The organism is Flavobacterium sp. RNTU_13, from assembly GCF_046614455.1.
Classification (GTDB): Bacteria; Bacteroidota; Bacteroidia; order Flavobacteriales; family Flavobacteriaceae; genus Flavobacterium.
This window is the reverse complement of the sequence record NZ_JBKJHB010000001.1, coordinates 595,448-618,875: the sequence shown is the minus strand read 5'-3', so window position 1 is coordinate 618,875 and position 23,428 is coordinate 595,448. Positions and strand designations below refer to the sequence as shown.

General features: G+C 43.5%; 19 protein-coding genes. 5 read left to right on the top strand and 14 right to left on the bottom strand.

The features are described from left to right. Positions 1 to 86 precede the first annotated feature (86 nt). The 3 genes from ACLI08_RS02815 to ACLI08_RS02805 form a co-directional block, all read right to left on the bottom strand. Positions 87 to 572, bottom strand: a complete 486-nt coding sequence (locus ACLI08_RS02815) for an acetyl-CoA carboxylase biotin carboxyl carrier protein subunit (RefSeq protein WP_411426936.1) — start codon at positions 570 to 572, stop codon at positions 87 to 89. Positions 573 to 731: 159 nt separating this feature from the next. Beyond that, entirely contained in the window at positions 732 to 1,208 is a 477-nt protein-coding gene (locus ACLI08_RS02810; protein WP_411426935.1) for a DinB family protein, read from the bottom strand. A 157-nt stretch (positions 1,209 to 1,365) separates the two neighbouring features. After that, the gene (locus ACLI08_RS02805) at positions 1,366 to 1,884 is read right to left on the bottom strand and encodes an SRPBCC domain-containing protein (protein ID WP_411426934.1); all 519 of its coding nucleotides are present in this window, start codon (positions 1,882 to 1,884) and stop codon (positions 1,366 to 1,368) included. 85 nt (positions 1,885 to 1,969) lie between these two features. On the opposite strand from ACLI08_RS02805, the gene ACLI08_RS02800 reads away from it, so the two are divergent. Continuing rightward, on the top strand, positions 1,970 to 2,335 hold the full coding sequence (locus ACLI08_RS02800; protein WP_411426933.1) for a winged helix-turn-helix transcriptional regulator: 366 nt from the start codon (positions 1,970 to 1,972) through the stop codon (positions 2,333 to 2,335). A 375-nt stretch (positions 2,336 to 2,710) separates the two neighbouring features. Here ACLI08_RS02800 and ACLI08_RS02795 read toward each other — a convergent pair whose 3' ends face one another. From ACLI08_RS02795 to ACLI08_RS02760, 8 genes are all read right to left on the bottom strand, one after another. Next, a complete protein-coding gene (locus tag ACLI08_RS02795; protein ID WP_411426932.1) occupies positions 2,711 to 3,871 on the bottom strand; it encodes a hypothetical protein in 1,161 nt (386 codons plus the stop codon). A 75-nt stretch (positions 3,872 to 3,946) separates the two neighbouring features. Continuing rightward, on the bottom strand, positions 3,947 to 5,491 hold the full coding sequence (locus tag ACLI08_RS02790) for a glycine--tRNA ligase (RefSeq protein ID WP_411426931.1): 1,545 nt from the start codon (positions 5,489 to 5,491) through the stop codon (positions 3,947 to 3,949). Positions 5,492 to 5,715: 224 nt separating this feature from the next. Further along, complete coding sequence (tnpA, locus tag ACLI08_RS02785) at positions 5,716 to 6,168, bottom strand: IS200/IS605 family transposase (RefSeq protein ID WP_411426930.1); 453 nt, start codon at positions 6,166 to 6,168, stop codon at positions 5,716 to 5,718. A gap of 158 nt (positions 6,169 to 6,326) precedes the next feature. Next, positions 6,327 to 6,752, bottom strand: coding sequence for a VOC family protein (locus ACLI08_RS02780; RefSeq protein ID WP_411426929.1), 426 nt, complete (start codon positions 6,750 to 6,752; stop codon positions 6,327 to 6,329). A 170-nt stretch (positions 6,753 to 6,922) separates the two neighbouring features. Further along, positions 6,923 to 7,225 carry a hypothetical protein gene (locus ACLI08_RS02775; RefSeq protein ID WP_411426928.1) on the bottom strand — a complete coding sequence of 101 codons (303 nt, stop codon included), beginning with the start codon at positions 7,223 to 7,225 and terminating at the stop codon, positions 6,923 to 6,925. 42 nt (positions 7,226 to 7,267) lie between these two features. Continuing rightward, positions 7,268 to 7,585 (bottom strand): hypothetical protein, encoded by a 318-nt coding sequence (locus ACLI08_RS02770; protein WP_411426927.1) that lies wholly within the window; start codon positions 7,583 to 7,585, stop codon positions 7,268 to 7,270. A 230-nt stretch (positions 7,586 to 7,815) separates the two neighbouring features. Continuing rightward, positions 7,816 to 11,139: a transcription-repair coupling factor gene (gene mfd / locus ACLI08_RS02765; RefSeq protein ID WP_411427371.1), complete on the bottom strand. Its 3,324-nt coding sequence runs from the start codon at positions 11,137 to 11,139 to the stop codon at positions 7,816 to 7,818. Positions 11,140 to 11,177: 38 nt separating this feature from the next. Further along, positions 11,178 to 11,846 (bottom strand): hypothetical protein, encoded by a 669-nt coding sequence (locus ACLI08_RS02760; protein ID WP_411426926.1) that lies wholly within the window; start codon positions 11,844 to 11,846, stop codon positions 11,178 to 11,180. Positions 11,847 to 12,385: 539 nt separating this feature from the next. Between ACLI08_RS02760 and ACLI08_RS02755 the strand changes: the two genes are divergently transcribed. From ACLI08_RS02755 to ACLI08_RS02745, 3 genes are all read left to right on the top strand, one after another. Next, complete coding sequence (locus ACLI08_RS02755) at positions 12,386 to 12,745, top strand: hypothetical protein (protein ID WP_411426925.1); 360 nt, start codon at positions 12,386 to 12,388, stop codon at positions 12,743 to 12,745. Between the two features lie 204 nt (positions 12,746 to 12,949). Continuing rightward, positions 12,950 to 13,633, top strand: a complete 684-nt coding sequence (locus ACLI08_RS02750; RefSeq protein ID WP_411426924.1) for a ComF family protein — start codon at positions 12,950 to 12,952, stop codon at positions 13,631 to 13,633. A gap of 235 nt (positions 13,634 to 13,868) precedes the next feature. Continuing rightward, positions 13,869 to 15,506: an Ig-like domain-containing protein gene (locus ACLI08_RS02745; protein WP_411426923.1), complete on the top strand. Its 1,638-nt coding sequence runs from the start codon at positions 13,869 to 13,871 to the stop codon at positions 15,504 to 15,506. Between the two features lie 66 nt (positions 15,507 to 15,572). Here the strand turns inward: ACLI08_RS02745 and ACLI08_RS02740 are convergent, their stop codons facing one another. The 3 genes from ACLI08_RS02740 to ACLI08_RS02730 form a co-directional block, all read right to left on the bottom strand. After that, positions 15,573 to 16,337 (bottom strand): amidohydrolase, encoded by a 765-nt coding sequence (locus ACLI08_RS02740; RefSeq protein ID WP_411426922.1) that lies wholly within the window; start codon positions 16,335 to 16,337, stop codon positions 15,573 to 15,575. Positions 16,338 to 16,525: 188 nt separating this feature from the next. Then, positions 16,526 to 18,838 carry a glycoside hydrolase family 3 N-terminal domain-containing protein gene (locus ACLI08_RS02735; protein WP_411426921.1) on the bottom strand — a complete coding sequence of 771 codons (2,313 nt, stop codon included), beginning with the start codon at positions 18,836 to 18,838 and terminating at the stop codon, positions 16,526 to 16,528. Further along, positions 18,838 to 20,259, bottom strand: a complete 1,422-nt coding sequence (locus ACLI08_RS02730) for a glycoside hydrolase family 30 protein (RefSeq protein ID WP_411426920.1) — start codon at positions 20,257 to 20,259, stop codon at positions 18,838 to 18,840. The genes ACLI08_RS02735 and ACLI08_RS02730 overlap by 1 nt, the downstream gene beginning before the upstream one ends. Before the next feature lie 264 nt (positions 20,260 to 20,523). On the opposite strand from ACLI08_RS02730, the gene ACLI08_RS02725 reads away from it, so the two are divergent. Further along, entirely contained in the window at positions 20,524 to 23,385 is a 2,862-nt protein-coding gene (locus tag ACLI08_RS02725) for a triple tyrosine motif-containing protein (protein WP_411426919.1), read from the top strand. Positions 23,386 to 23,428: the final 43 nt, after the last annotated feature.

Below are 23,428 nucleotides of genomic sequence, written 5' to 3'. Positions count from 1 at the left end.
ATATACTATCGGGCTTGTTTTTCGTATGACACGTATTTCATAAATTAAGTTTGGTGTTAATTCGTGGTATTCGTGTCAAAAAACAATTACTCAAATTCTATTAACAGTTGTCCTTTATCTACGGCCTGGCCCTGGGTAACGGCTATGCTTTTAATAACGCCCGCGCGCGGCGAGTGGAAGGTGTTTTCCATTTTCATGGCTTCCAGTATTAATAAGGTGTCGTTTTCCTCTACGGTTTGGCCGGGGGTTACGCTGATTTCTAAAATCAGGCCCGGTATTGGTGCCTTGATTTCGTTTACCTGCTTGGCGGTGCCTACCTCAAAGCCCATGTTTTTTATGAGTTGGTCCAGGGCATCGGCTATGTGCACCTCGTAGGTGTTGTTGTTAATAGCCACAGTATAGGTTTTCTTCAGGAAGTCCTGTGCAGTAATGGCTGCACGGTAGGGGGTGTTGTCCTTAAGTACATGGTATTGGTTTTGCGTGGTACTTATGGCGTCAAAGGTTTTCACCTGATCTTGGGTAATGTCAAAGCTGCTGCCGTTGCTTACCGCTATCTTATACGTTTTGCTCATAAAAGTAGTTTGGGACGTAAAGATATCAAAAAAGAAAACGTTTTAGTGGTGGAGGTTTGTGTATTTTTGGTAAAATTATATACACCTGGAAAAGATTGTATAGGCGTGGGTTATGCAATCACTGCTTTAATTATTTATGTTCCAGTAACGCTGCCGTATTTACAAGGCTGAGTCGCCTACCAGTTTTTTAATAAGAACTATTTGCCCTAAATGGTAATAGCTGTGTTCTATAACACCTTCCAGGTTTCTATTATAAGTACCATATTTTTCAGTAACAAAGGGAGTGTTTAAAGTGGCATCAGGCAGCTGCGCCACAGCCTGAGAAAAGGCTTCGGCATTTTCCAGAAGTTTTGCTACCAGAGCTTTCCACTCGGCATCAGTTTGTAGTACAGGGGCATCAAAACTATATTTATCACTTATATCAAGAGGGCCGCCATTTAATACCCTTAGCAACCCTGAGAGATAGTAATTAATATGGTAAGTAAGTACCGCTATAGTATTAAGGTTACCTACCTTTTGTATGGCCTGCTTATATGTGGTAGCCTCCAGTTCTTTTTTGTAATTGGTATTTGCTATCCACGTGCCGTTAAGGAACACTTCGCGTAGGCGGTTTGCTATAAACTGGTTTTGTTCCATAGTTTTGAGGTTTTTATAAAGATAGGTGTTTCGAGTTTATTTTAGGTTGCTTCATGTGTTTTTCAATACTGTACAGACCGAAACGCTTGGGAATTTAAAAAGCACTCTATAAGTTTATGAAGGCAAAGTCATAAACTTATAGAGTTTACTAAAAGTATTATTTTTTTAAACAAGATTTAGAATAATTTACCAATCCCTCAAGCCAATCCTGATGCCCGTTTATCATGGGGTTAGGTTTTTGCTGCGCCAGTGTTATGGCGGGTTTTCCTTTTTGCGTTTCTTGTGTTAGTATTCTTACACGACCAACCTCAAGGTCTTCTATAAGCCATGCATGGATTACATCGAGCCTTGTTTCCTCATCGCCCTCTGCCCAGCCGTGCCATGCAATCCTTGCGGGTTGCCCGTTTTTTGGAGGTATAAATTCTGTAATCTGTGCCTCTATTGGAAAACCAAAGGTTTTGAACCTAAAACGTACGCCCTCGTAAAGTGTTTTGTCGTTCGGATTTATAAATTCGATGTCCGAAGAATTAGCGTAATATAATGGCCAGGCAAAAGGATTGGCAATGTTTGGCCACACCTCTTCAGTAGTTAGTCCGGAGATAATAACTTCATTGGAACAAAAATTGTCTGTGGTGCCCGGTAAATAGCCTTCGGGCCAATGTATGGAATTTTGCATTTGTTTGATAATTAAGTACTATAAAAATTATAGTACAAAAATAAATGTAGTACTTTTGTCTTGCAATAACTATCAAAAAGGATAGATGGATATAAAAACTGAATGCAGCCGTAACGAAATCTTATATAAGGGTAAAACATATCCTTGTACGGTAAGCCTTACTATGAGTTTGGTTGGTGGTAAATGGAAAGCAGTGCTACTTTACCATCTTATGCAAGGGCCAAGACGCTATAGCGAACTGCGTAGGGAAATCCCGGCTGTAACCGAAATGACTATGAGCCTGCAGCTAAAACAACTTGAAAACGATGGGATTATACACCGTACTGTAACGGGTACCAAGCCTCCGCTTATGGTAACCTACAGGCTTACTACTATGGGCGAAACACTGATTCCGTTACTGAATGCTATTACCAATTGGGGTAATGGAGTGGTAGAAAAAGATAAAGGTTGATATGTGTGTGTTTCGGTTTTATTTTCAGATTGCTTCGTCGTTCCTCCTCGCAAAAACATTTCATTGAAGAAAGGGACGTGAATAAAGCATCCCTATTTCTTGCACTGTACCCGCGCCTGTCATTGCGAACGCAGCGCAGCGGAGTGTGGCAATCTAAATATTTAAGACGCATAAGCGCTATGCTCATACCAGCGGGCTAACCTTTTAATAAGATTGCTTCGTCGTGCCTCCTCGCACACGAGGCCTTGGCCGAACTGACGAAGTAATGACGGTGCGTGAAGAAAGTAGTATTTGCCGGTTTTGTCGCTGCGAGTGGGGGTGCGGAGCGTGTTGGTTTAATTGTTTAGCATGAGTAAATCCTTGAGCTAGGTGAAATTATTTAATTTCAAATTGATTAAAAGAGTCAAGTATAAATTCTCCGCCAGTCCTGTCAAGCCACATATTTGCAATCTCAATGAAATTAAAAATGAAATTAAAAATGAGATTAACATAATGCTCTATAAAAGTTTGATTAATTATAAAATAAGTGCAAGCTTTTTTAATCCTTTCGCTATTAACGATATCTCCAAAATCATAAACTGCAATCTTTTCTTCTGAAACGATTTTTCCTAATATTAATCGGTTTGGCAAAGCCGAAAGATTAGATCTCATAATCTTAAATTCATTTGAACTCTTGAGTTCAAGAAATGGCTTTTCAAAATATCTATCCCCAGTTATCTTATTATATCCGTCAAGCCATTCTTTGAACTTCACTAATACAACGATCTTGTCTCTTCTATAGTTTGAATTAGCAATTACAACATCAATTAACCTCTTTATGGAGTTAGAGTTAATAGTGAAATTTTTAAAAAGATGGAAGCCTAATATTTCACGATTTTCAAGACATAAAATCAGTTCATTTTTGTTTAAATTTAGCATTTTATCCGTGTCTAAAAGTATGTTCTTATTTATGTTTTGAAAAACTATTTTTCTAATGTGATTTATAATTGTTAAAAACTCTGTGTCGACATCTTGTTTTGTATAATCTTCAAGTTCGTCAAAAAGCAAGCCCCTGTCTTTTAATATTTGGATGTTAAATTTTATAGCATCAACTATTTTTCTCTTTTCACCGGATTTACTTCTTTTTGATAGATTGTATGAAAGCATTCGGCGATGTTTCATGTCAAAAGGCAGCTCCTCACTTTTGCCAAATTCCTCATTAACTACACAAATTACTTTTTCCCAGCCTAAAGATTTAATAGCATAGCCTAATTCAAAAATGACATTTGGATTAGGTAATTTCCGCCCTTCATATTTGGAATTAATGACAGTGAGATCACATATAAAAACTCTACATCTATCAATTTTTTCTAAAATCACACTAATTATTTCAGGATTTCCAGGCTCTCCGCTCGTATCTTTATCCAATAAGAAATCGACTAGGTGTTTATTTTCGTGATTTAATTCCTTTATGGCGGTTTTAATACAATCCTCAATAAAGTTTTTGTTTTCCTTATAAGGCAAATCCGATTGCCATGAAAAAAATATATTCATCATTCAAGAATGTTAGATTACAATGTACAAAAAAACGCCCCACAAAGTGAGGCGTTTCATATATCTAAAACAAAAATCTTATTTCATTTTAAGCAACCAGTTCCTTACCGAAACCTCGTCGTTTATAATACCGCGCAGGTCAGCGATTTTTACCCTGTCCTGAGCCATGGTATCGCGGTGGCGTATGGTTACGGTTTGGTCTTCCAGCGTCTGGTGGTCTACCGTAATACAGAACGGTGTACCCAGCGCATCCTGGCGGCGGTAACGGCGGCCTACGGCATCCTTTTCGTCATACGCCACGTTGAAGTCCCACTTAAGGTCTTCAATGATTTCGCGGGCTACATCCGGCAGGCCGTCTTTTTTAACCAACGGAAGTACAGCCGCCTTAGTAGGGGCCAGTACAGCCGGAAGGCTCAGCACGGTACGTGTAGAACCATCTTCAAGGGTTTCCTCCTTAAGCGATGTGGCAAACACGGCAAGGAACATACGGTCTAGTCCTACCGAAGTTTCCACTACGTAAGGCACATAGTTTTCGTTTAGTTCAGGGTCAAAATACTGTAGTTTTTTACCGCTATATTGTTCGTGCGCTTTAAGGTCGAAATCGGTACGGCTATGGATACCCTCCAGCTCCTTAAAGCCAAACGGGAAGTTAAATTCAATATCGGCAGCGGCGTTAGCATAGTGCGCCAGCTTTTCGTGGTCGTGGAAACGGTAGTTTTCTTTACCAAGCCCTAGCGACAGGTGCCACTTAAGGCGGGTTTCTTTCCAGAACTCGTAGTATTTCATTTCCTCACCCGGACGAACGAAGAACTGCATTTCCATCTGTTCAAACTCCCTCATACGGAAAATGAACTGACGGGCTACAATTTCATTACGGAACGCCTTACCGGTTTGTGCAATACCAAACGGCACCTTCATGCGGCCGGTTTTCTGCACGTTAAGGAAGTTAACAAAAATACCCTGAGCCGTTTCCGGACGCAGGTACAAATCCATAGCGTTAGCTGCCTCAGCACCCAGCTTGGTGCCAAACATCAGGTTAAATTGGCGTACGTCGGTCCAGTTTTTAGAACCTGTATCGGGGTCGGCTATTTCCAGCTCCTCAATAAGGGCTTTTACGTCGGCAAGATTTTCGGTTTCAAGGCTGCGCGCCATGCGTTGCAGTATGGCATCCTTGCGTTCCAGGTATTCTTTAGTGCGTGCATTGGTAGCCTTAAACTCTTCTTCGTTAAAGGCATCGCCGTATTTAGCACGGGCTTTATCTATTTCCTTCTGGGCTTTTTGGTTCAGCTTTTCGGCATAATCCTCTATAAGCACGTCGGCCCTGAACCGTTTTTTACTGTCTTTGTTGTCTATAAGCGGGTCGTTAAAGGCATCTACGTGTCCCGATGCTTTCCAGGTGGTAGGGTGCATGAAGATTGCGGCGTCTATCCCCACAATGTTTTCGTGCATTTGCACCATGCTTTTCCACCAGTACTCGCGGATGTTTTTCTTCAGCTCGGCACCGTTTTGGCCGTAGTCGTATACGGCGCTTAGGCCGTCGTATATTTCACTCGACTGGAATATATAACCATACTCCTTAGCGTGCGAGATTACATTCTTAAATATATCGTCTTGTTTTGCCATGGTGCAAAAATAGGAAAAGATTGTTAATGCGGTAATTTGTTGATTTGTTTATTTGGGGATTGAAGATTGAAAGAACCTTGGGGCAAGTTATTTCGGAGATTCAATTCCGACCCCGACGGGGTCGCGGATGCTAACCCGGGATGAAATCCCGGGATATGATGCGGTGGTTATCTAAAACCCCGCGCGTTACCCGAGGCTAATATGCAAGGCCCTTTCAGGGTCGGTTAATCCCAAAGATAATGTTCATTACAGTCGGCATTATAGTCTTTTAAGAAACCTATATACTCATCCTGAAAGGTAGTTGCAGCGTGGTGGATCTTCTGTCGGTCAATGTATCGTTTTACACGTTCTACATGTCTTGGACTAACTGAAAATGCACCGTAGCCATTTTGCCAGTAAAAATCAGGTGATACTCCTGGCTGTTCTTTCATCCAAAGCGACGACACCTTTTTAATCTCCTGTACCAGAGTTACCAATGCATGTTTTTTAGAAAGCGACAATAATATGTGAATATGGTCGGGCATACCGCCAATGGCAAGCGCATGACTATCGAGCCGTAAGCATATTGCAGCAATATGCACATATAGGTGTGGTTCTACACTTGCTGGAATGGTAGGTTCACGATACTTGGTGCTAAAAACAAGGTGTATGTAATTGTAAGCTAATGATTGTGGCATGCTGATGTGGTTGGTTGTAATTTACTCCGACCCCGATGGGGTCGCGTATACTAACCCGGGATGAAATCCCGGGATATGATGCGGTGGTTATCTAAAACCCCGGGCGTTACCCGAGGCTAATATACGCAACCCTTTCAGGGTTGAGAGGAGCTGAAGTATTACTTATAATCAAAACTCACCATCCACTCTATGCCAAACTTATCCCTAAACATGGCGAAATACGAACCCCAAGGGCTGTCGGCTATAGGCATTTCTACCGTGCCGCCTTCCAATAGTGCATTGTACAGTTTATCGGCTTCTTCCTTGCTGGCACAAGCTATAGAAATTTTACTGCGGTTTTCATTTTCGTTTACCGTGCCCAAAACCTCAGGGACATCGCTGCCCATTAGTACGCTACCGCCACCAATGGGTAACGATACGTGCATGATTTTGTTGGCTTCGTGTTCCGGGAACGGATGCTCCGGATTTTGGAAATCCTTAAACCGCATCAGTGCCGCGAACTCGCCGCCAAAAGCTGCTTTGTAAAACGTAAACGCTTCTTCTGCATTGCCGTTAAAATGGATATAGGGGTTTAGTTGTGCCATGGTTGTGGGTTTTGTTCGTTTATATAAAACTACAAAAATTACTTATTGCCCCTTCCCACGTTACAGTATGGTATTGTACAGCGTTTCATATCGGTACGTTTTGGCTCAGGTATGGAGTTTATGTAGTGGTGGATTTGTTTTTGTAAGGGCATTCGCAGGGTAGATCTAAATCAACTTTTCTTAATATTACTTTTTACGATTCTTAAAATTTCCTGATCGTTACCTTTTCTTATGTAAAAAGTTGCTAGCCTAACATGTTCGTTTAATTCTTCGTCTGTAATATTATAATTACCGATTATTTGTAGTATGAACTCAGCAATGTCTCCATCAATAAACGGTCCGTTAGCAGCTGTTTTCTTTATTTTTGAAGAAATATAAGATAAAGAACTTCCATATGTTGATTCTATAAATCTTGAATTTGCCCAATTTTTGTATAGATCTCTATTGTATTCAGGTATAAGTGAAGATTTCATCGGAGTAATAATTGTTGTCTGAAATTTTAAAAATGAAATGTATTAGAGTTCATTAGAGTAATTTGTCTTAATCCAATTTTTATTTGGAACATTTAGTCCAAAAATACTTTCGCTGAATACTTCATTTCCCTTTTTTACTCCTAAATCATCCGCGTATTTGGAAAGACTCGTTGCTATTTTCGAGTTGACAGTCCTAAAGGGTTTGACCTTGTAATTACTTAAAAAATCAACGTAATCAAGTTCATATTTTCGTGAAAAGTGTCTTATAAACTCATGTGAATCAAACTCACTTTTTAGCTCGTTCTCTATCATTAATTTTAAAGCAGGCAATTCTCTTTTGATAAACTGGTCAATGGTCATAGTATGAGGTTAGAATATTGATTTACCCAAACCTACAAAAAATATCTTAACAGAAAACAGTACTTATGTAATATTGAATCCTTTCTTCACACCTTGTCATTGGGAACGCAGCGGAGTGTGGCAATCTCAAATCACCATAAGATTGCTTCGTGCCTCGTACAAGAAGACTTGCCACAACTGACGAAGTAATGACAGACCGTGAAAAACTCAGTAGCTTAGCTTCTCAGCGACTAAGCATCTTCAAAAACCATCCCCAACAAATCATGCGCCCTTTTAAGGCTGCGTACGTTTTCGAAGGTAAGCAGCAGGCGCAGGCCGTTTTTGGTTTGTTTCTCCTTCATTTTGGCCAGGGTAGGGAACTGCTGTACAAATTTTATTACCCGGTGGAAATTACCGCTTTGATAAAACGCGCTGTTTTGGTCGCCTACAAAGTAGCCCACCATTTTGTCTTGCTTCAGTACCAGTTTTTCAATACCCATTTTCGTAGCCAGCCACTTAATGCGGATACTCGTAATAAGCGCCTGCGCAGGTTTTGGCAACGGCCCGAAACGGTCTATAAGGCGCTGCTCAAAGGCTTTTAGTTCCTCTTCGTTTTTCAGGGTTCCCAGCTCGTTGTACAGGTTAAGCCTTTCGGTAATGTTGTTTACATATTCGTCTGGGAACATCATGCTAAAGTCGCTGTCTATGTTCAGGTCTTTAACGTATTCTTTTTCGGTTTCACCCTCCACCTCGGTGTACAGGTCTTTAAACTCGTTTTCTTTCAGTTCCTCAATCGCCTCGTTCATTATCTTTTGGTAGGTTTCAAAACCTATCTCGTTAATAAAACCGCTTTGCTCGGCACCAAGTATGTCGCCCGCGCCACGGATTTCAAGATCTTTCATGGCAATGTTAAACCCGCTGCCCAGGTCGCTAAACTGTTCTAAAGCCTGTATACGTTTACGGGCTTCCTCAGTCATGGCGCTGTACGGCGGAGTGATGAAGTAGCAGAACGCTTTTTTGTTGCTTCGGCCCACACGACCCCGCATCTGGTGCAGGTCGCTTAACCCAAAGTGGTTAGCGTTGTTAATAAAAATCGTGTTGGCATTCGGCACGTCGAGCCCGCTTTCTATGATGCTCGTAGCCACAAGCACGTCAAAATCACCGGCCATAAACGACAGCATAAGTTCCTCCAGTTTTTTACCGTCCATCTGCCCGTGGCCTATGCCCACTTTAGCATGCGGCACCAGGCGCTGAATCATCCCGGCAACTTCCTTAATGTTCTCTATACGGTTGTTAATGAAGTACACCTGCCCACCGCGTTCTATTTCGTACGCCACTGCATCGCGGATTACCTCTTCGTTAAAGCCCACCACGTGCGTTTCTATAGGGTAACGGTTGGGTGGTGGAGTGCTAATTACCGATAAGTCGCGCGCCGCCATTAACGAGAATTGCAGCGTACGCGGTATAGGGGTTGCCGTAAGCGTAAGGGTATCTATGTTTTCGGCTATGGTTTTTAGCTTGTCCTTTACGTTTACGCCAAATTTTTGTTCCTCGTCTATAATCAGCAGGCCGAGGTCTTTAAACTGCACGTTTTTGTTAACCAACTGATGGGTGCCTATAAGTATATCTACTTTGCCCTCTGCAAGTGCCTTAAGGGTTTCAGATTTTTGCTTAGCCGTACGGAAACGGTTAAGGTAGCTTACCGTAACCGGAAGCTCTTTTAAACGCTCGCTAAAGGTTTTATAATGCTGAAAGGCCAGTATGGTAGTAGGCACCAGCACGGCTACCTGCTTACCGTTATCAACAGCCTTAAATGCGGCACGTACGGCGACTTCTGTTTTACCAAAGCCTACATCGCCACATACCAGGCGGTCCATGGGGCGGTCGCGTTCCATATCGGCCTTTACATCGCGGGTTGCAGTAATCTGGTCTGGTGTGTCTTCATAGATAAATGACGATTCCAGCTCGGCCTGCAGGTAGCTGTCCGGGCCAAACTGAAACCCTTTTTCCAGCCTTCGCTTGGCGTATAGCTGAATCAGGTTAAAGGCAATGTGCTTAACGCGTGCCTTGGTTTTCTGTTTCAGGGTTTTCCAGGCGCTGCTGCCTATTTTGTGCACCTTTGGGGTAATGCCGTCTTTACCGTTGTATTTAGATATTTTGTGCAGCGAGTGTATGCTTACATACACAATGTCGTTATCGGCATACACAAGCTTTATGGCTTCCTGTAGTTTGCCGTCTACCTCAATTTTTTGCAGCCCGCCAAACTTGCCTATACCGTGGTCTATATGTGTTACATAATCCCCCACGCTAAGCGAGGTAAGGTCTTTTATTGTAATCGCCTGTTTTTTGCTGTACCCGTTCTTTATGCTGAATTTATGGTAACGCTCAAAGATTTGGTGGTCTGCATAGCAGGCTATTTTATTTTCTTCGTCTACAAATCCCTCAAATATGGGGAAAACAATGGTTTTGTACTGTTTGAGTATGTCTTTTTGGTTAGCGCTTTCCAGGCTTTCAAAAATATCCTGGAAACGCTTCGCCTGAGCCTCATTACTACATAGTATATAGTTTTTGTATCCGTTGTTCTGGTTAATGCTAAGGTCGTTCAGCAGCATATCGAACTGCTTATTAAACGATGGCTGGGGCCTGGTACGGAACTCAAAGGTTTCCCTGGCCTTAAACACTGCTTTGCTGCCTATTTCGGCTATGGTAAAATCGAGTGCCTTTTTAATAAAGGCCTCCTGGTTTACAAAAAGTTCCTCGGGTGTGGCGTGTTTTATATCGGTGCTGAGTTTGCTAAATGCGTCGGTAGCACGCTCAAAGAGGTTGTCGAGCCTGTAAAACAAAGCTTCTGTATTTTCAAGCAGCAGCACGGTGTTTGAGCTTATATATTCAAGGAAACTCTCGCGTTTTTCATTTACCAGCTTGTTTTCCACATTGGGGATAACGGTAATCTTTTTCTTTTTTTCTACCGAAAGCTGCGTGGCTACGTCAAACGTACGGATGCTTTCTACCTCGTTTCCAAAAAACTCTATACGGTAGGGGTTATCGTTACTAAACGAAAACACGTCGAGTATACCACCGCGAACGCTAAACTCGCCCGGTTCGGCTACAAAATCTACGCGGCGAAACTCGTACTCAAACAGCACCTCGTTTATAAAGTCGATGCTCACCTGGTCGCCTACGGTTATTTTAAGCGTGTTTTTGTCGAGTTGCTGGCGTGTAACCACCTTTTCAAATATCGCATCGGGGTACGATACAATGATTGCAGGCTTCTTGCGCGAATTAATGCGGTTAAGCACCTCGGCGCGCAGCAGTACAGCGGCGTTGTCGGTTTCCTCAATCTGGTACGGGCGGCGGTATGAGCCGGGGTAAAAAAGCACATCATCCTGTCCTACAAGTGCCTCCAGGTCGTTAAGGTAATAGGCAGCCTCCTCCTTGTCTTTTAAAATAAGCAGGAACGGCAGTTCGGTTTCGCGAAACAGCGGATCGGTTACAAAAGATAACGACGAGCCTACCAAGCCCTTAATCAGTACTTTATTGCCCGGTTGCTGTAATGATTTGGCTATCTCCTTTATTTTTCCCGACTCGCGGTACTTACTTATGATTTCGTTTTTCAAGGCGTATTTCTTTGTTTCATAAATGCCCCGTGCCCCGGTGGCCTTTGCGGTGTGGGGGTTAAGGGTTGTGCCTGTGGTGGCGTATTCATGGCATCAGGGTTTGCCAGCCTGGTAGTGTCCATGGCACGCAGCATCTCCTGTTCGCCCTCCTCCTTAGGGATTTCGCTAATGCGTATAATTTCGTCTACCTGGTTTTGGGTAGCGGTAAGTTCGCGCGTTATGCTCCCTATAAGGCTTATGATTTTTTTATCGGGTATGGTTTCTATGTTCATGTACGTGTAAATCATCTGGATGTTAGTAATCACCACATCCAGGCGTGCACGCACCTGAGGTTTGTTTAAAAAAGCAGGAATGTTATTTTTGAGCACTTCGGCTTTTGTTACCAGTACATTGGCTTTGCGCCTAAATGCCTCCAGGGTACTGGTAGGCTTTTGCTGCAACTCGTTGTTAAACTGTTCCCACTCGTTCCATCCGGCCAGTTGCTGGGCGGCTTTGGCCGTGGGCTGAGGTACATCAAAGTGCCAGTTACGGCTTATTACTTTTAGTATGGAGTCGTTTACCTGCTCGGCGCGTTTGGTTTCGGCAAGGCGTTGCTGTTCATCGTCTTTGCACGAAAAAACCAACAGGGACAGGCATGCAAACGCTAAAATTTTCAAGTAGTTCATAGATACAATATTGCTACGCAAAAATACAAATCCCAAGCCAAAGTTTTTCATAAATAAATTAGAGTTGCTTAGTTTCTGAGCTGCTTAGCGGCTGAGATTTTTCGCGGCTGTCATGGCGAGCGGAGGTACGGAGCGTGGCTATCTTTTAAGATGTTCTTTTGTCTTGACACAAAAGAACCAAAAAGTCAAGGCTGTAAGTTCTTATGCTACAAAATAGCGGTTTCAGCTAAACGATTTGAACTCGCTTCGCTCAAACAGCAAATCGTTCTTAACGCTTCAACCGCTATTTTGCTTAACGCAACGAAGTTTAAGGCCGTAGGTTCACTCGGTCGTGATTATGCGGTATGTCCATAGTGAGGGAGGTACGACAGCGGCCATCTTTTTTTGTTAGGATATTTTTTGTAGGTTTATGGAAACTAAACACACATATAGCCGAATCGAATTTTAATGAATAAAGTAAAGGAATTTGGGTCTTTAACAGAATTAAAATCAATATATTACACAACAAATGGGCGAGATTAATTTAATTTTGGGAGATTATGACTGATGACGAAGTTCTTTTGATTGTAAAAAAGCTAAAAAATTTCTGCATTAAAGAACGAGAAAAAGGCAAGGTTCTTACAAAGATAGATATGACATTCCTTGGCACTATTGATAATTGCTGTAATCTTACAGAACTTGGGATTCTTAAAAACCGACCAATCGGGAAGGATGAAGAGATATATTTTAGAGGAGGATACCACATGAATTTTTGGGATAGTGATACACAAACTAATTTGTATTCTCCACTGTGTCGTGAAGTAAAGGATCGGAATTGGTTTAGGGAAGAACCAGATTGGGTATGCAAAATTATAGCAACTGTTATTTCTTACATTCAAAGATTAATTCGGATAAGATAGCTCCCGGGATCTTTTTATAGTTTTACAATTGTCTAATAAACAGAATAATGGAGGCAGTGCGAAAATTCTCAACATTAACCGATCTTAAAAAAGACGAAGAAATAGCTGCGTATCCACAATTTACTTCGAAGTAAAACATTTTATCGAACTGATGCGCCAGGGTGAAATACCTTTCGAAGATATCGATTAAAACCAAAACCAAAAATGCTTCAATCCCTAATCAACCTACTATACCCCACCCTCTGTAACGGCTGCGATGCCCTGCTGCTAGAGTACGAAGACACCATTTGTACCCGCTGCCGGCATGATTTGCCTTTTACCCAACATTACCGCAATCCGGGTAATGAAACCGCGCAGAAATTCTACGGCCGCCTGCCACTGGAACACGCGTCGTCGTTAGTGTATTTTCATAAAGATGGTATGGTGCAGGAACTTATCCACAACCTTAAATACCGCAAACAACAGTCGGTAGGGCGGGTTATGGGCGGGCTGTATGCCCCGCTGCTTAAGCAGGTGCCTGAGTTGGCCACTGTTACAGATATTATTCCCGTACCGCTGCACCCGCGCAGGCTACGCGAAAGGGGGTACAACCAGGTAACGGAGTTTGGGTTGGCATTGTCTGCGGGTATGCAAGTACCGTATACCGATGACATACTGCTGCGGGAAACCTACACCAAAACCCAGACTAAAAAAGGCCGCGAAAAACGTGCCGCCGGGGTGGGGAGTGCCTTTGGCATCCGCAATGCTGACGTACATACGGGTAAACATTTCCTGCTGATAGATGATGTTATTACTACCGGTGCTACCCTTGAGGCGTGCGGCAAACTACTGCTTGAAATACCCGGTGCCCGCCTCAGCATTGTTACCATTGCTTACGCGCAAAGCTAAAGATGTAGCCACTACCCGAGCGTAAGCGAACAGGCGAAGCAATTACACTAATTAAACGAATTCTATCAGCAAACAAAATCTTAGGCAATTACAAAATCGGATATTCGAATTTTAATCAGAAAAATAAATTCGTGTAATTCGTGGCAAAACAACTCCTCTTTGTAAATTTCGGCAAAACATTTCCGCATCAGTAAATATAATCGTTATTTTGCCGTTACAATTTCAAAAAACCAATATGCTTAAGCGTAGTATTTTCTTTTATATGTTGCTCATTTCGGTAGTGCTTACCGGTTGTGCAAAAAGAGGTGGCATTACCGGCGGCCCTAAAGATACCATACCTCCGGTTATGGTGGGCAGCCTGCCAAAAAATATGTCTACTAACTTTACAGGCAAGGAAATACGTATTGATTTTGACGAGTACATAAAGGTAAAAGACATTAGCAAGCAGCTTATAATTTCGCCGCCGCTAAAGTACCAGCCCGATATTGTACCTATGGGTAGCGCCAGTAAGTTTATCAGCATAAAGATAAAAGATACGCTGCCCGAAAATACGACCTACAACTTTAACTTCGGGCAAAGTATAACCGACAACAATGAGGGTAACCCCTACACGCAGTTCAGGTTTGTGTTTTCTACCGGGCCGTATATAGATTCGCTTCGTGTAAATGGCGAAATTAAAGATGCCCACGATATTAAAACCGACAACTTTGTTACCGTTATGCTGTATGAGGCCAACGAAAAGTTTAACGACAGCACCATTTACAAAGAAAAACCCCTGTACGTAACTAATACGCTGGATAGCCTTAAGCTGTTTTCCATACAAAACATAAAGGCGGGCAAGTACCACCTTTTTGCTATGAAAGATGTGGCAAAAAACTATGTGTACAACCCTAAAAGCGACAAGCTGGCGTATTTAGGCGCGCCGCTAAATGTACCAAACGATACGCTTTTCAGGTTGGAGCTGTTTAAGGAAAAGCTGCCGTTTGCATCCCAAAAACCTGAGCTTGTGTCGTCTAACCGCTGGTACATACCTTACGAAGGTTCTGGTGCACGGAAAATAACCGCGTCTGTAAAAAATGCCGTAACCGGTGCAGAGGTGCGCAGCCGTATTACTGCCGAAAAAAACAAAGACTCGCTAAACCTTTGGCTGCCAAGGGGTATTAAAGATTCGCTTAAGCTTGCCGTAGAGCAGCCGGGCGGGCAAAAGTTATACACGCTTAAATATAAAGAACTTAAGGCGGCCGACTCGCTAACTGTAGATGCGGTACAAAAAGGCGGGCTGCACTATACCGAAAGGTTTACGCTTAAAACCAGTACGCCTATTGATAATATAGACCTGGCTAAGATTTCGCTCGTAAACAAAGACTCTGTGGCGGTGCCGTTTAAGCATACGTACAACGATTTTGAGCAGGAGATCATTTTTGATTTTAACCGAACGGAAAACGAAAAATATAAAATGCGCCTGCTACCCGGTGCGTTAACTGATTTTTACGGGAAAAAGAACGATACCCTAACCTATAAGCTGGCTACAAAGCCTTACACGGATTACGGTAACTTGTATTTAGAACTGAAAAACATAAAGCGTTTCCCGGTTATTGTAGAGTTAACCAATGAAAAAGGAGAGGTGCTGGTATCTGCCTACAGCGAAAAGGAAACCAAAATCGACTTTAAGCTCCTTGAACCTCGCGAGTATATTATACGCCTGATTTACGACGACAATAAAAACCGCGAGTGGGATACGGGAGATTACCAGAAAAAGCTCCAACCCGAGGAGGTAATCTACAAAATGGACGAAAAAAATCCGGAAAACATTAAAAAGATAGATGTAAGGGCCATTTGGGACTTTAGCGAATTTATAGACGGCGGGGGTTGATAAACCTTACGGATGCTAATAAAAAAGCCACTGATTTTCACCTAAAATCAGTGGCTTTTTTGTGCTTTATAGTTTTATGTCGAAATGGTCCCTGTCATTTAAAAAGGCAAAACGTGTTCTGGTGGCTTCTAATGCACTTTTGTCGATCGTTACGCTAAACACTCCATCTTCCTTTGTAGGTTCCAGTATATAGCCACCTAATGGATCCAGCACCTGCGAATGCCCGGTGTACAAAAAGTCGGCGGCATCTGTACCCACACGGTTAACGCCTATGGTGTAGCTTAGGTTTTCTATGGCGCGGGCTTTAAGCAGCGCATCCCAGGCGTATATGCGCGCTTGCGGCCAGCTGGCTACGTAAAGCAACACATCATACCCTTCTACGTTCCTGGAAAACACAGGGAAGCGCAGGTCGTAGCATATCAGCGGGCATATTTTCCAGCCTTTGTAGTCTATAATAAGCTTTTCAGTGCCCTTGGTATAGTGGTTGTGCTCATCTCCGTAAGAAAACAAATGCCGCTTGTTGTAGGTTTGCATACTGCCATCAGGATATACAAAAAACAAGCGGTTATAATACTTTTCGTCCTCTTTTATGGCAATGCTGCCCGTTACGGCACAGTTTTTAGCCTGGGCCATTTGCTGCATCCACGCTACACTGGTTCCGTTTGGCGCTTCAGATGCTCCGGCGGCATTCATGGTAAAACCCGAGGTAAACATTTCGGGCAGTACAATAAGGTCGGTTTCCTGTATGGTGTCAATAAGCTGTGTAAAGTGTGCGCGATTAGCAGCCGCATCTTCCCACGCAAGCGTAGTTTGTATGATAGAAATTTTCATTCTTGTGTAATTTTACACGAATTTGATGAATTTTTCTTAAACAAAGTCATTTAACTACCGATTTTTTTAAGGTATAGTCAGAGTGTCGTTACTTAAGAGTGTAAAAAAATAAAAGCCGACAGTTTATAAAAAACTGCCGGCCTTTGCGAAGTACTAACCTAAAACTCTAATTTATGATAAAAACATTATCATTCTGTCATTGAAAACTGCGCCTTTAGCTTGTCTATAGCTATCTCAAAATCGCCTGCTTCAAGCAGCGTTTCGCCATTACGGCCTATGTAGCTAAGGTCGGCCGGGTTTAGTGTAAAACTTACAGTTTTGCTTTCGCCCGGTTTCAGTTCTATTTTTTCAAAGCGACGCAGGCGTTTTACATCCGGCGTTACGCTGCTGGCATACAAGTCGCTCGTAAACAGGTGCACCACCTCTTTACCGGTTACTTTACCGGTATTGGTTACAGTAACGCTTACTTGTATGTTTTCACCTTTTTTAATGGCGTTTTTGTCTAATTTAAGGTCTTTATATTCAAAGGTTGTGTAGCTAAGCCCGTGCCCAAAAAGGTATTGCGGGTTATAGTCAGCCTCATAGTTGTACACGCCTTCGGCTTTCTTTTGCTCCTCGCTTGGCTTGTGTATGTAGCCAATGGTAGCGTTAGGGTAGCGTGGGTAGGTGTAGGGTAGTTTACCACTTGGGTTAACATCGCCAAAAAGTACATCGGCAAGCGCATCGCCGCCAAAGTTGCCCGGCAGGTAGGTTTGTACAATACCTTTCATCTGCTGCTCAAATTTGCTTATTACCCTTGGCCTTCCTTCATTAAGTATAAGAATAACCGTTTTTCCGGTAGCGGCAATTTTCTGAGCCAGTTCTGTTTGCAGGTCGCTCATGTACAGGTCGTTCATGTCGCCCGGTTTTTCGGTGTAACTGTTTTCGCCAAGGCAAAGCAGCACTACATCGGCGTTTTTGGCAGCAGCCACAGCCTCATCCATTTTATCGGCATACTCATCGTAGTAGTGGCCATCCATCTTATAGCTAACACCCGGAACATAGGTTACGTTTTGTTTGCCTATTTCATTTTGCACCGCCTCAAGTATGGTATTGTATTTAGCAGCATGAAGTTCTACGCGGTCGCCCTGCCAGCTGTACGTCCACGCACCGTTAAGGGTACGCATGCTGTTAGCGTTGGGTCCGGTAACTAATACCTTTGTAGTCTTTTTTAGCGGGAGTACATTCCCTTCGTTTTTCAGCAGGGTTATGGCTTCTGCAGCCATGTCATAGGCTGCTTTTTCATGTTCTTTACTGCCAAATTTCGGGTAGTCTTTGTAGTGGGTATTCGGTTTTTCAAAAAGGTTCAGTGCATACTTTACTTTAAGTATCCTGCGCACGGCGTCGTTTATCCTTTCCTCTGTTACCTTGCCTTCCTTAACCAGGGCGGTTAAATTATCACAAAAAACCTCATAGTTATACGGAATCATGCTCATGTCTATACCGGCATTTATGGCCAGCATTATGGCTTCTTTATCGGTTGCAGCCACGCGGTCGCGCCTGTGCAGGTTTTCTATGTCTGCCCAGTCTGTAACCACCAGGCCTTTAAAGCCCAGCTCTTCTTTAAGTAATTTGGTAAGGATATCATAGTTGGCATGCACCGGAACCCCGTTGATAATGCCCGAATTTATCATAATAGTATGCGAACCGGCGTCTATCGCTGCTTTAAACGATGGCAGGTGGTATTCGCGCAGTGCGTCTATGCTTATATAGCTTGGCGTACGGTCTTTTCCGCTTATGGTAGCATGGTAGCCCAGGAAATGCTTCATACAGCTGGCTATTTTGTACGGATCGGCTATGTTGTTGTCTTTACCCTCGTACCCGTCTATAATGGCAGCGCCAAGAACAGAACACAAGTAAGGGTCTTCGCCAAAGCTTTCCCACATACGGCTAAAACGTGGATCCAGCCCTAAATCAAGCACCGGGCTAAACGTCCAGGGGATATTGCTGGCGCGGGTTTCGTAAGCTGTTATGGCAGCACCCAGTTCTGTATACTTAGGGTTACGTGCGGCGCCCTGCGCTATTTGCTGCGGAAACATAGTAGCACCATCGGTATAGGTGGCACCGTGTATTTCGTCTACGCCATACAAAACAGGTATTTTGTTACGGTCTGTTTTAAGCGATGTCTTTTGGATTTCGCTAATTACCTCATACCAGCGTTTAGTGGTAAGCGCGGTGTTTGCTGAGGTATTAAGTACTGAACCAATGTGATACTTTGCAAATAAGTCGTTCATCTTTGCAGGATCAAGCTGAAACGGCTGTGCTGCTGCGTAGCGGTTACCGCCTTTGCCTATAACATCAAGGGTTACCTGTGCCATTTGACCCACTTTTTCCTCAATGGTCATTTTACTGATAAGCGCCTCAACTTTTTTGTCGATGTCTGCCTGTTTTTGCTGTGCCTGTGCTATAAGCGCGGCAAGAGAGAAAACGCCTGTAGCTAAGTTTTTAGAAATAAATTTCATTACAATACAAGGGTAGCTATGCCGCCCGCTTTAAGAGTTATTGTTGTTTTGCGGTTACCGCTGGTTATGTCTACCGTTTTTTCTGCGCCCGATGTATTTTGTACAATAGCCACCGTTTTCCCGTCAGGTGTTTTATAGGCTACGTTAGGCAATCCATCTAAAAGGTTAGACCCTACGCGTACAGATCCTGCGGGTACAAACTTGCTGGCCTGTGCTATTATGTAATAGGCCGGTTCGCGTTTGTAATCGTTTCCGGTTATGGTTACCGCGCCCATGCAACCTACACAACCGCCCCTGTCGGTATGGGGTTGCTGTTCGGCATCTGCGGCAAGATTCCACTCCAGTACGGTTTTACACCAGTTGCGCGGAGCACCTATAATCAGGTTTTCGGTATGCCAGGACATCTCTTTGGCAAAATCTCCCGGTGCGCCCACCCATTGCTCTGTAAAATACAAGTTTTTCTCCGGGTGGGCATTGTGGACCTTACTTATGGCACTAACCTCGCCACCATACAGGTGAAAAGCTGAACCATCTATGTACTGTGCGGCCTTGGGGTCATCCAGTATGCTGATGGGGTAATCATACCTGTCGGCGTTGTGGTCATAAATAATGATCCGGGTTTGGATATTGTTTTTGGAAAAGGCTGCCCCCAGATGATCCCTTACAAACTCCTTTTGGGCGTTTGCAGGCATTAATAAACTGGGGTTATTACCGGGATGTAATGGTTCGTTTTGTATGGTTATGGCATATAAATCTATGCCCTCTTTTTTCATTTCCTGTAAATACTTTACCAGGTAATTGGCATACACCGGGTAGTATTCTGTTTTAAGGCTGCCGCCACGGGTGTCGTTATTAGTCTTCATCCATGCCGGAGGAGACCAGGGCGACCCCAGTATTTTCATTTTCGGGTTTATGGCCAGTATTTGTTTAAGCAGCGGTATAAGGTATTTTTGATCATAGCCAAGGCTGAAATTTTTCAGCTCGGGGTCTGTTTTACCCGCAGGCATATCATCATAAGAAAAAACAAGCTCATCTAAATCAGATGCGCCAATGCTTATGCGCAGGAAACTAACACCAATACCTTCCGGCCCATTACCAAAAAGTTCTTGTAGCAAGGTAGCGCGCGCCGCACTGCTCATACGCATAATATGCAGTGCGCTGCCGCCGGTAAGGGTGTACCCAAAACCATCCATGGTTTGGTAAGTGTCATTGGTGTCTATAACCAGCTGTGCATGGCTCGCTTGTGGGGCAGGCGAGGTGTGCTGCAACTGTAGTAGTGCCGACTTATCGGGCATGGTTACGTAAGCCGGTACTGTAGTACTTTTAACTGCGCTGCCCGAGCCTGCGCATGCACTCACAAGCATGGCGCACACAGCTCCGGCGGCAGTTAAAAAAATCGTTCTTTTAACAAGGTATTGCATAAAGTTGAAATTGGGTGAATACGCTAACCGTATCACATTGCCAAAAGTAAGAAGTCGTTTTCGTTAGCAAAAAAATCACACTACACTTTGCTTACATCATTACACAAACCGTGTACGTTTTTAATTCGTTATTTTTTGTAAAAAATTTATTTTCAAAAAATTAACTAAAATAAAAATATACACTTTTATAAAAATTAAATTATTTTTACCACCTGTTATAGATATTAATTACAACGTTTTCGTAAAATAAGCTTTTCGTTATCCGTGATAAATAAATTTCTTTTTAAGCTTGTACTCCTGCTTTTGCCGGTTTTTACCCTTGCACAGGAAAACCTTAAAATTCATCAGTTTACTAAGTCAGACTTTGAGGCCGACAGCCAGTTCTGGGCTATGTGCGAAGGAAATGATGGTACACTTTTTTTTGGTAATAATGACGGTGTACTGGTATACGATGGTGAGCACTGGCATAAGGTAGTACTGCCTAACAACTCCTCTGTGCGCAGCCTGGCCAAAGGCCAGGGTGGGCAAATTTATGCGGGCGGGTATGACGAGGCCGGACTGGTGTACCGCAAACCTACGGGTGAATATTCCTATAAATCATTGATGAAAGACATAGCCGGTGCACGGGAGAACATAGAAAACGTGTGGGATATACAGTATGCAGACAACCGTATGCTGTACCGTGCCTATGGCGAAATCATGGTTACAGCCGGTAAAACCGCTACACGCATTCCGGCGTCTACTACGTTTACATACTCTGGTGTGGTGGGTGGTAATTACTATGTTGAGGAAAATGGCAGGGGTATACTTACCCTGCAGCCCATGAGCAATACGCTTATGATGGTGTTTTCTGCGGCGGCGTATAACAATGAAAATGTTGCCGAAATATTGCCGGGCGAACGGCCAGGGGTAATATGGGTAGTAACCGTGCAGGGCGGGTTGTATATGGGTGAGCTGGCTACGGGCAAAATGTTGCTTATGAACCGGTTTTTTGATTCAGACTATCCGGGGCGGGCTACATCGGCACTAAAAAACCGCGATGGCAGTATTTATATAGGCAGTGTGGATTCCGGTATTGTAACGATAAACATAAAGGGAGAGGTTACGCGAAACTCACCCATGTTTAGCGGGTTGAGAAATGAAGTAATACAGCGTTTATACCGTGTAGCCGATGGCAATATATGGATATTGCAAAACAACGGCCTTGCCTACGCTGATTTTAGGTCACCATACCGGTTGTTGTTTAATAAAGCATCGGTATACGATGCACTCGTTGCAGATAACCGCATCTATATAGCTACAACGCAGGGTGTATACACATCTGGCGCAGTGGGGTTACAGCCTGATTTTGTAAAAGTGCCCGGTGTGCAGGGCCAGGTGTGGAGCGTTCAAAAACTAAACACCACCGTAATTGCTGCTGCCGATACCGGCCTGTATACCATAAATGATAACACTGCCACAAGGGTAGAAGGGGCTTCGGGTTTTTGGAAAATTATTCCGGTAAACGGGCGCAGGGGTTGGTATCTTGCTTCTCAATACAACGGGTTGTATCTTGTTGAAGAAACCGCAGGGCAGTGGTTAATTCGGCACAAAATAGAAGGGTTTAATGAATCAGCGCGCGACATATTGCCGGCCGATGAACCGGATACCTACTGGATATGCCATGGCTACCAGGGTGTGTACCGCGTTCGTATTGATGCTACGTACACCAGGGTGAGCTCCGTAGACCAGTTTACCAATAAAAACGGACTGAAAAATCCGCTCAACGTTAATGTTTTCAGGTGGAATGGTACGGTGGTATTTACTACCAATACAGGTATTTATACGTTTAATCCGCATACGGGCCGTTTTCATCCGTTTGAGCCACTGAATAAAATCCTGGATGCCGGTAAAAATACCCGAAAGCTATTGCAGTATGGCGGGCGTACCTGGTTTGTTCAGGACGATGAAGCTGGTTATTTTGCAGGTAATAGTATAGAAAAAGAGTTGTTCCTTAATCTTAAAGGTACCTTTAACCGCGGTATGGAATGCCTTGTGGGGCTGCCCGGCGACCGGATGTTGTTTGGCACTACAAACGGTTTGTTTCTTTACAATTTAAAGAGCGCCCCGCCATCAGAGGCGGTGGCTACCCAGATTACCGCTGTGTCTTTTTTCAGGAACCGTAAGCAGGAACTTGTGTCGCTAACCACTACCGATGCTCCGGTGGCATTGCCTAACCGTACGGATATTATACGTATTGATTTTGCTTCGCCTAAAATGCCGCATGGTACAGATGTGCAGTATAGTTATTTTTTAGAAAATAACGATACGGAGTGGAGCCCGTGGCAAAACGAACCTTATAAAGAATATACCCATCTGCGCCCGGGCACCTATACCTTTAAAGTACGCAGCCGTAACACCGCAGGCATTGCCGGGGCAGAGGCGCGCTACACCTTTACAGTACTGCCGCGTTGGTACGAAACTACCCTGGCTTACATTTGCTATGCTTTGCTCGGTATATCGGCGGTATTTGGTATACGTTTGCTCGTAAAAAGGCGCATACGCTACGAAAAAGTAAAGAGTACCCGCGAGGCCGAACGCAGCAAGCGACTGCTGGAACTGGAGCTGGAACAACTAAAGCTGCAACGCGATAAAGAGGCGGTAATACGCGATAAAGCCCAGCTGGAAGAAGATGTTATTAATAAGAGTAAGGAACTTGCCAATTACACCATGTTGCTGGTACAGAAAAAGGATTTTTTTGCCGAAATTACCGATGACCTTAAGGAACTGAAGGAATACCTGCGCAACGAAGAATCGCGTAAGAAGTTGCTGGAGATGTTCCAAAAACTGAACCGGCACAGGATAGGCGAGGAGTATATGGAAGTGTTTGATGTGCATTTTGAAAAGGTACACCATAACTTCTTTGAGAAGTTAAAGCAGCTGAACCCCACACTTACACAGCGAGAACTGCGCCTGTGTGCCTTTGTAAAGATGAACCTTAGCAATAAGGAAATCGCCCCGTTGCTGGGTATATCGCTTAGGGGGGTGGAAAATGCCCGGTACCGCATTCGAAAAAAGCTTAATGTGGCTAATGAGGATAACTTCTCGGCTTTTTTAGAGGGGATTGTAGAGGAAGGTACATCGTGACTAGTAGTAAAATAAAAAAGCCCGGACTAATTTTATAGCCCGG

Bases quoted from the DNA above. Each gene is read 5' to 3' on its own strand.
- ACLI08_RS02815 (WP_411426936.1), bottom strand. From the start codon at position 572: ATGAGCAAAACGTATAAGATAGCGGTAAGCAACGGCAGCAGCTTTGAC.
- ACLI08_RS02810 (WP_411426935.1), bottom strand. From the start codon at position 1,208: ATGGAACAAAACCAGTTTATAGCAAACCGCCTACGCGAAGTGTTCCTT.
- ACLI08_RS02805 (WP_411426934.1), bottom strand. From the start codon at position 1,884: ATGCAAAATTCCATACATTGGCCCGAAGGCTATTTACCGGGCACCACA.
- ACLI08_RS02800 (WP_411426933.1), top strand. From the start codon at position 1,970: ATGGATATAAAAACTGAATGCAGCCGTAACGAAATCTTATATAAGGGT.
- ACLI08_RS02795 (WP_411426932.1), bottom strand. From the start codon at position 3,871: ATGATGAATATATTTTTTTCATGGCAATCGGATTTGCCTTATAAGGAA.
- ACLI08_RS02790 (WP_411426931.1), bottom strand. From the start codon at position 5,491: ATGGCAAAACAAGACGATATATTTAAGAATGTAATCTCGCACGCTAAG.
- tnpA (WP_411426930.1), bottom strand. From the start codon at position 6,168: ATGCCACAATCATTAGCTTACAATTACATACACCTTGTTTTTAGCACC.
- ACLI08_RS02780 (WP_411426929.1), bottom strand. From the start codon at position 6,752: ATGGCACAACTAAACCCCTATATCCATTTTAACGGCAATGCAGAAGAA.
- ACLI08_RS02775 (WP_411426928.1), bottom strand. From the start codon at position 7,225: ATGAAATCTTCACTTATACCTGAATACAATAGAGATCTATACAAAAAT.
- ACLI08_RS02770 (WP_411426927.1), bottom strand. From the start codon at position 7,585: ATGACCATTGACCAGTTTATCAAAAGAGAATTGCCTGCTTTAAAATTA.
- ACLI08_RS02760 (WP_411426926.1), bottom strand. From the start codon at position 11,846: ATGAACTACTTGAAAATTTTAGCGTTTGCATGCCTGTCCCTGTTGGTT.
- ACLI08_RS02755 (WP_411426925.1), top strand. From the start codon at position 12,386: ATGACTGATGACGAAGTTCTTTTGATTGTAAAAAAGCTAAAAAATTTC.
- ACLI08_RS02750 (WP_411426924.1), top strand. From the start codon at position 12,950: ATGCTTCAATCCCTAATCAACCTACTATACCCCACCCTCTGTAACGGC.
- ACLI08_RS02745 (WP_411426923.1), top strand. From the start codon at position 13,869: ATGCTTAAGCGTAGTATTTTCTTTTATATGTTGCTCATTTCGGTAGTG.
- ACLI08_RS02740 (WP_411426922.1), bottom strand. From the start codon at position 16,337: ATGAAAATTTCTATCATACAAACTACGCTTGCGTGGGAAGATGCGGCT.
- ACLI08_RS02735 (WP_411426921.1), bottom strand. From the start codon at position 18,838: ATGAAATTTATTTCTAAAAACTTAGCTACAGGCGTTTTCTCTCTTGCC.
- ACLI08_RS02730 (WP_411426920.1), bottom strand. From the start codon at position 20,259: ATGCAATACCTTGTTAAAAGAACGATTTTTTTAACTGCCGCCGGAGCT.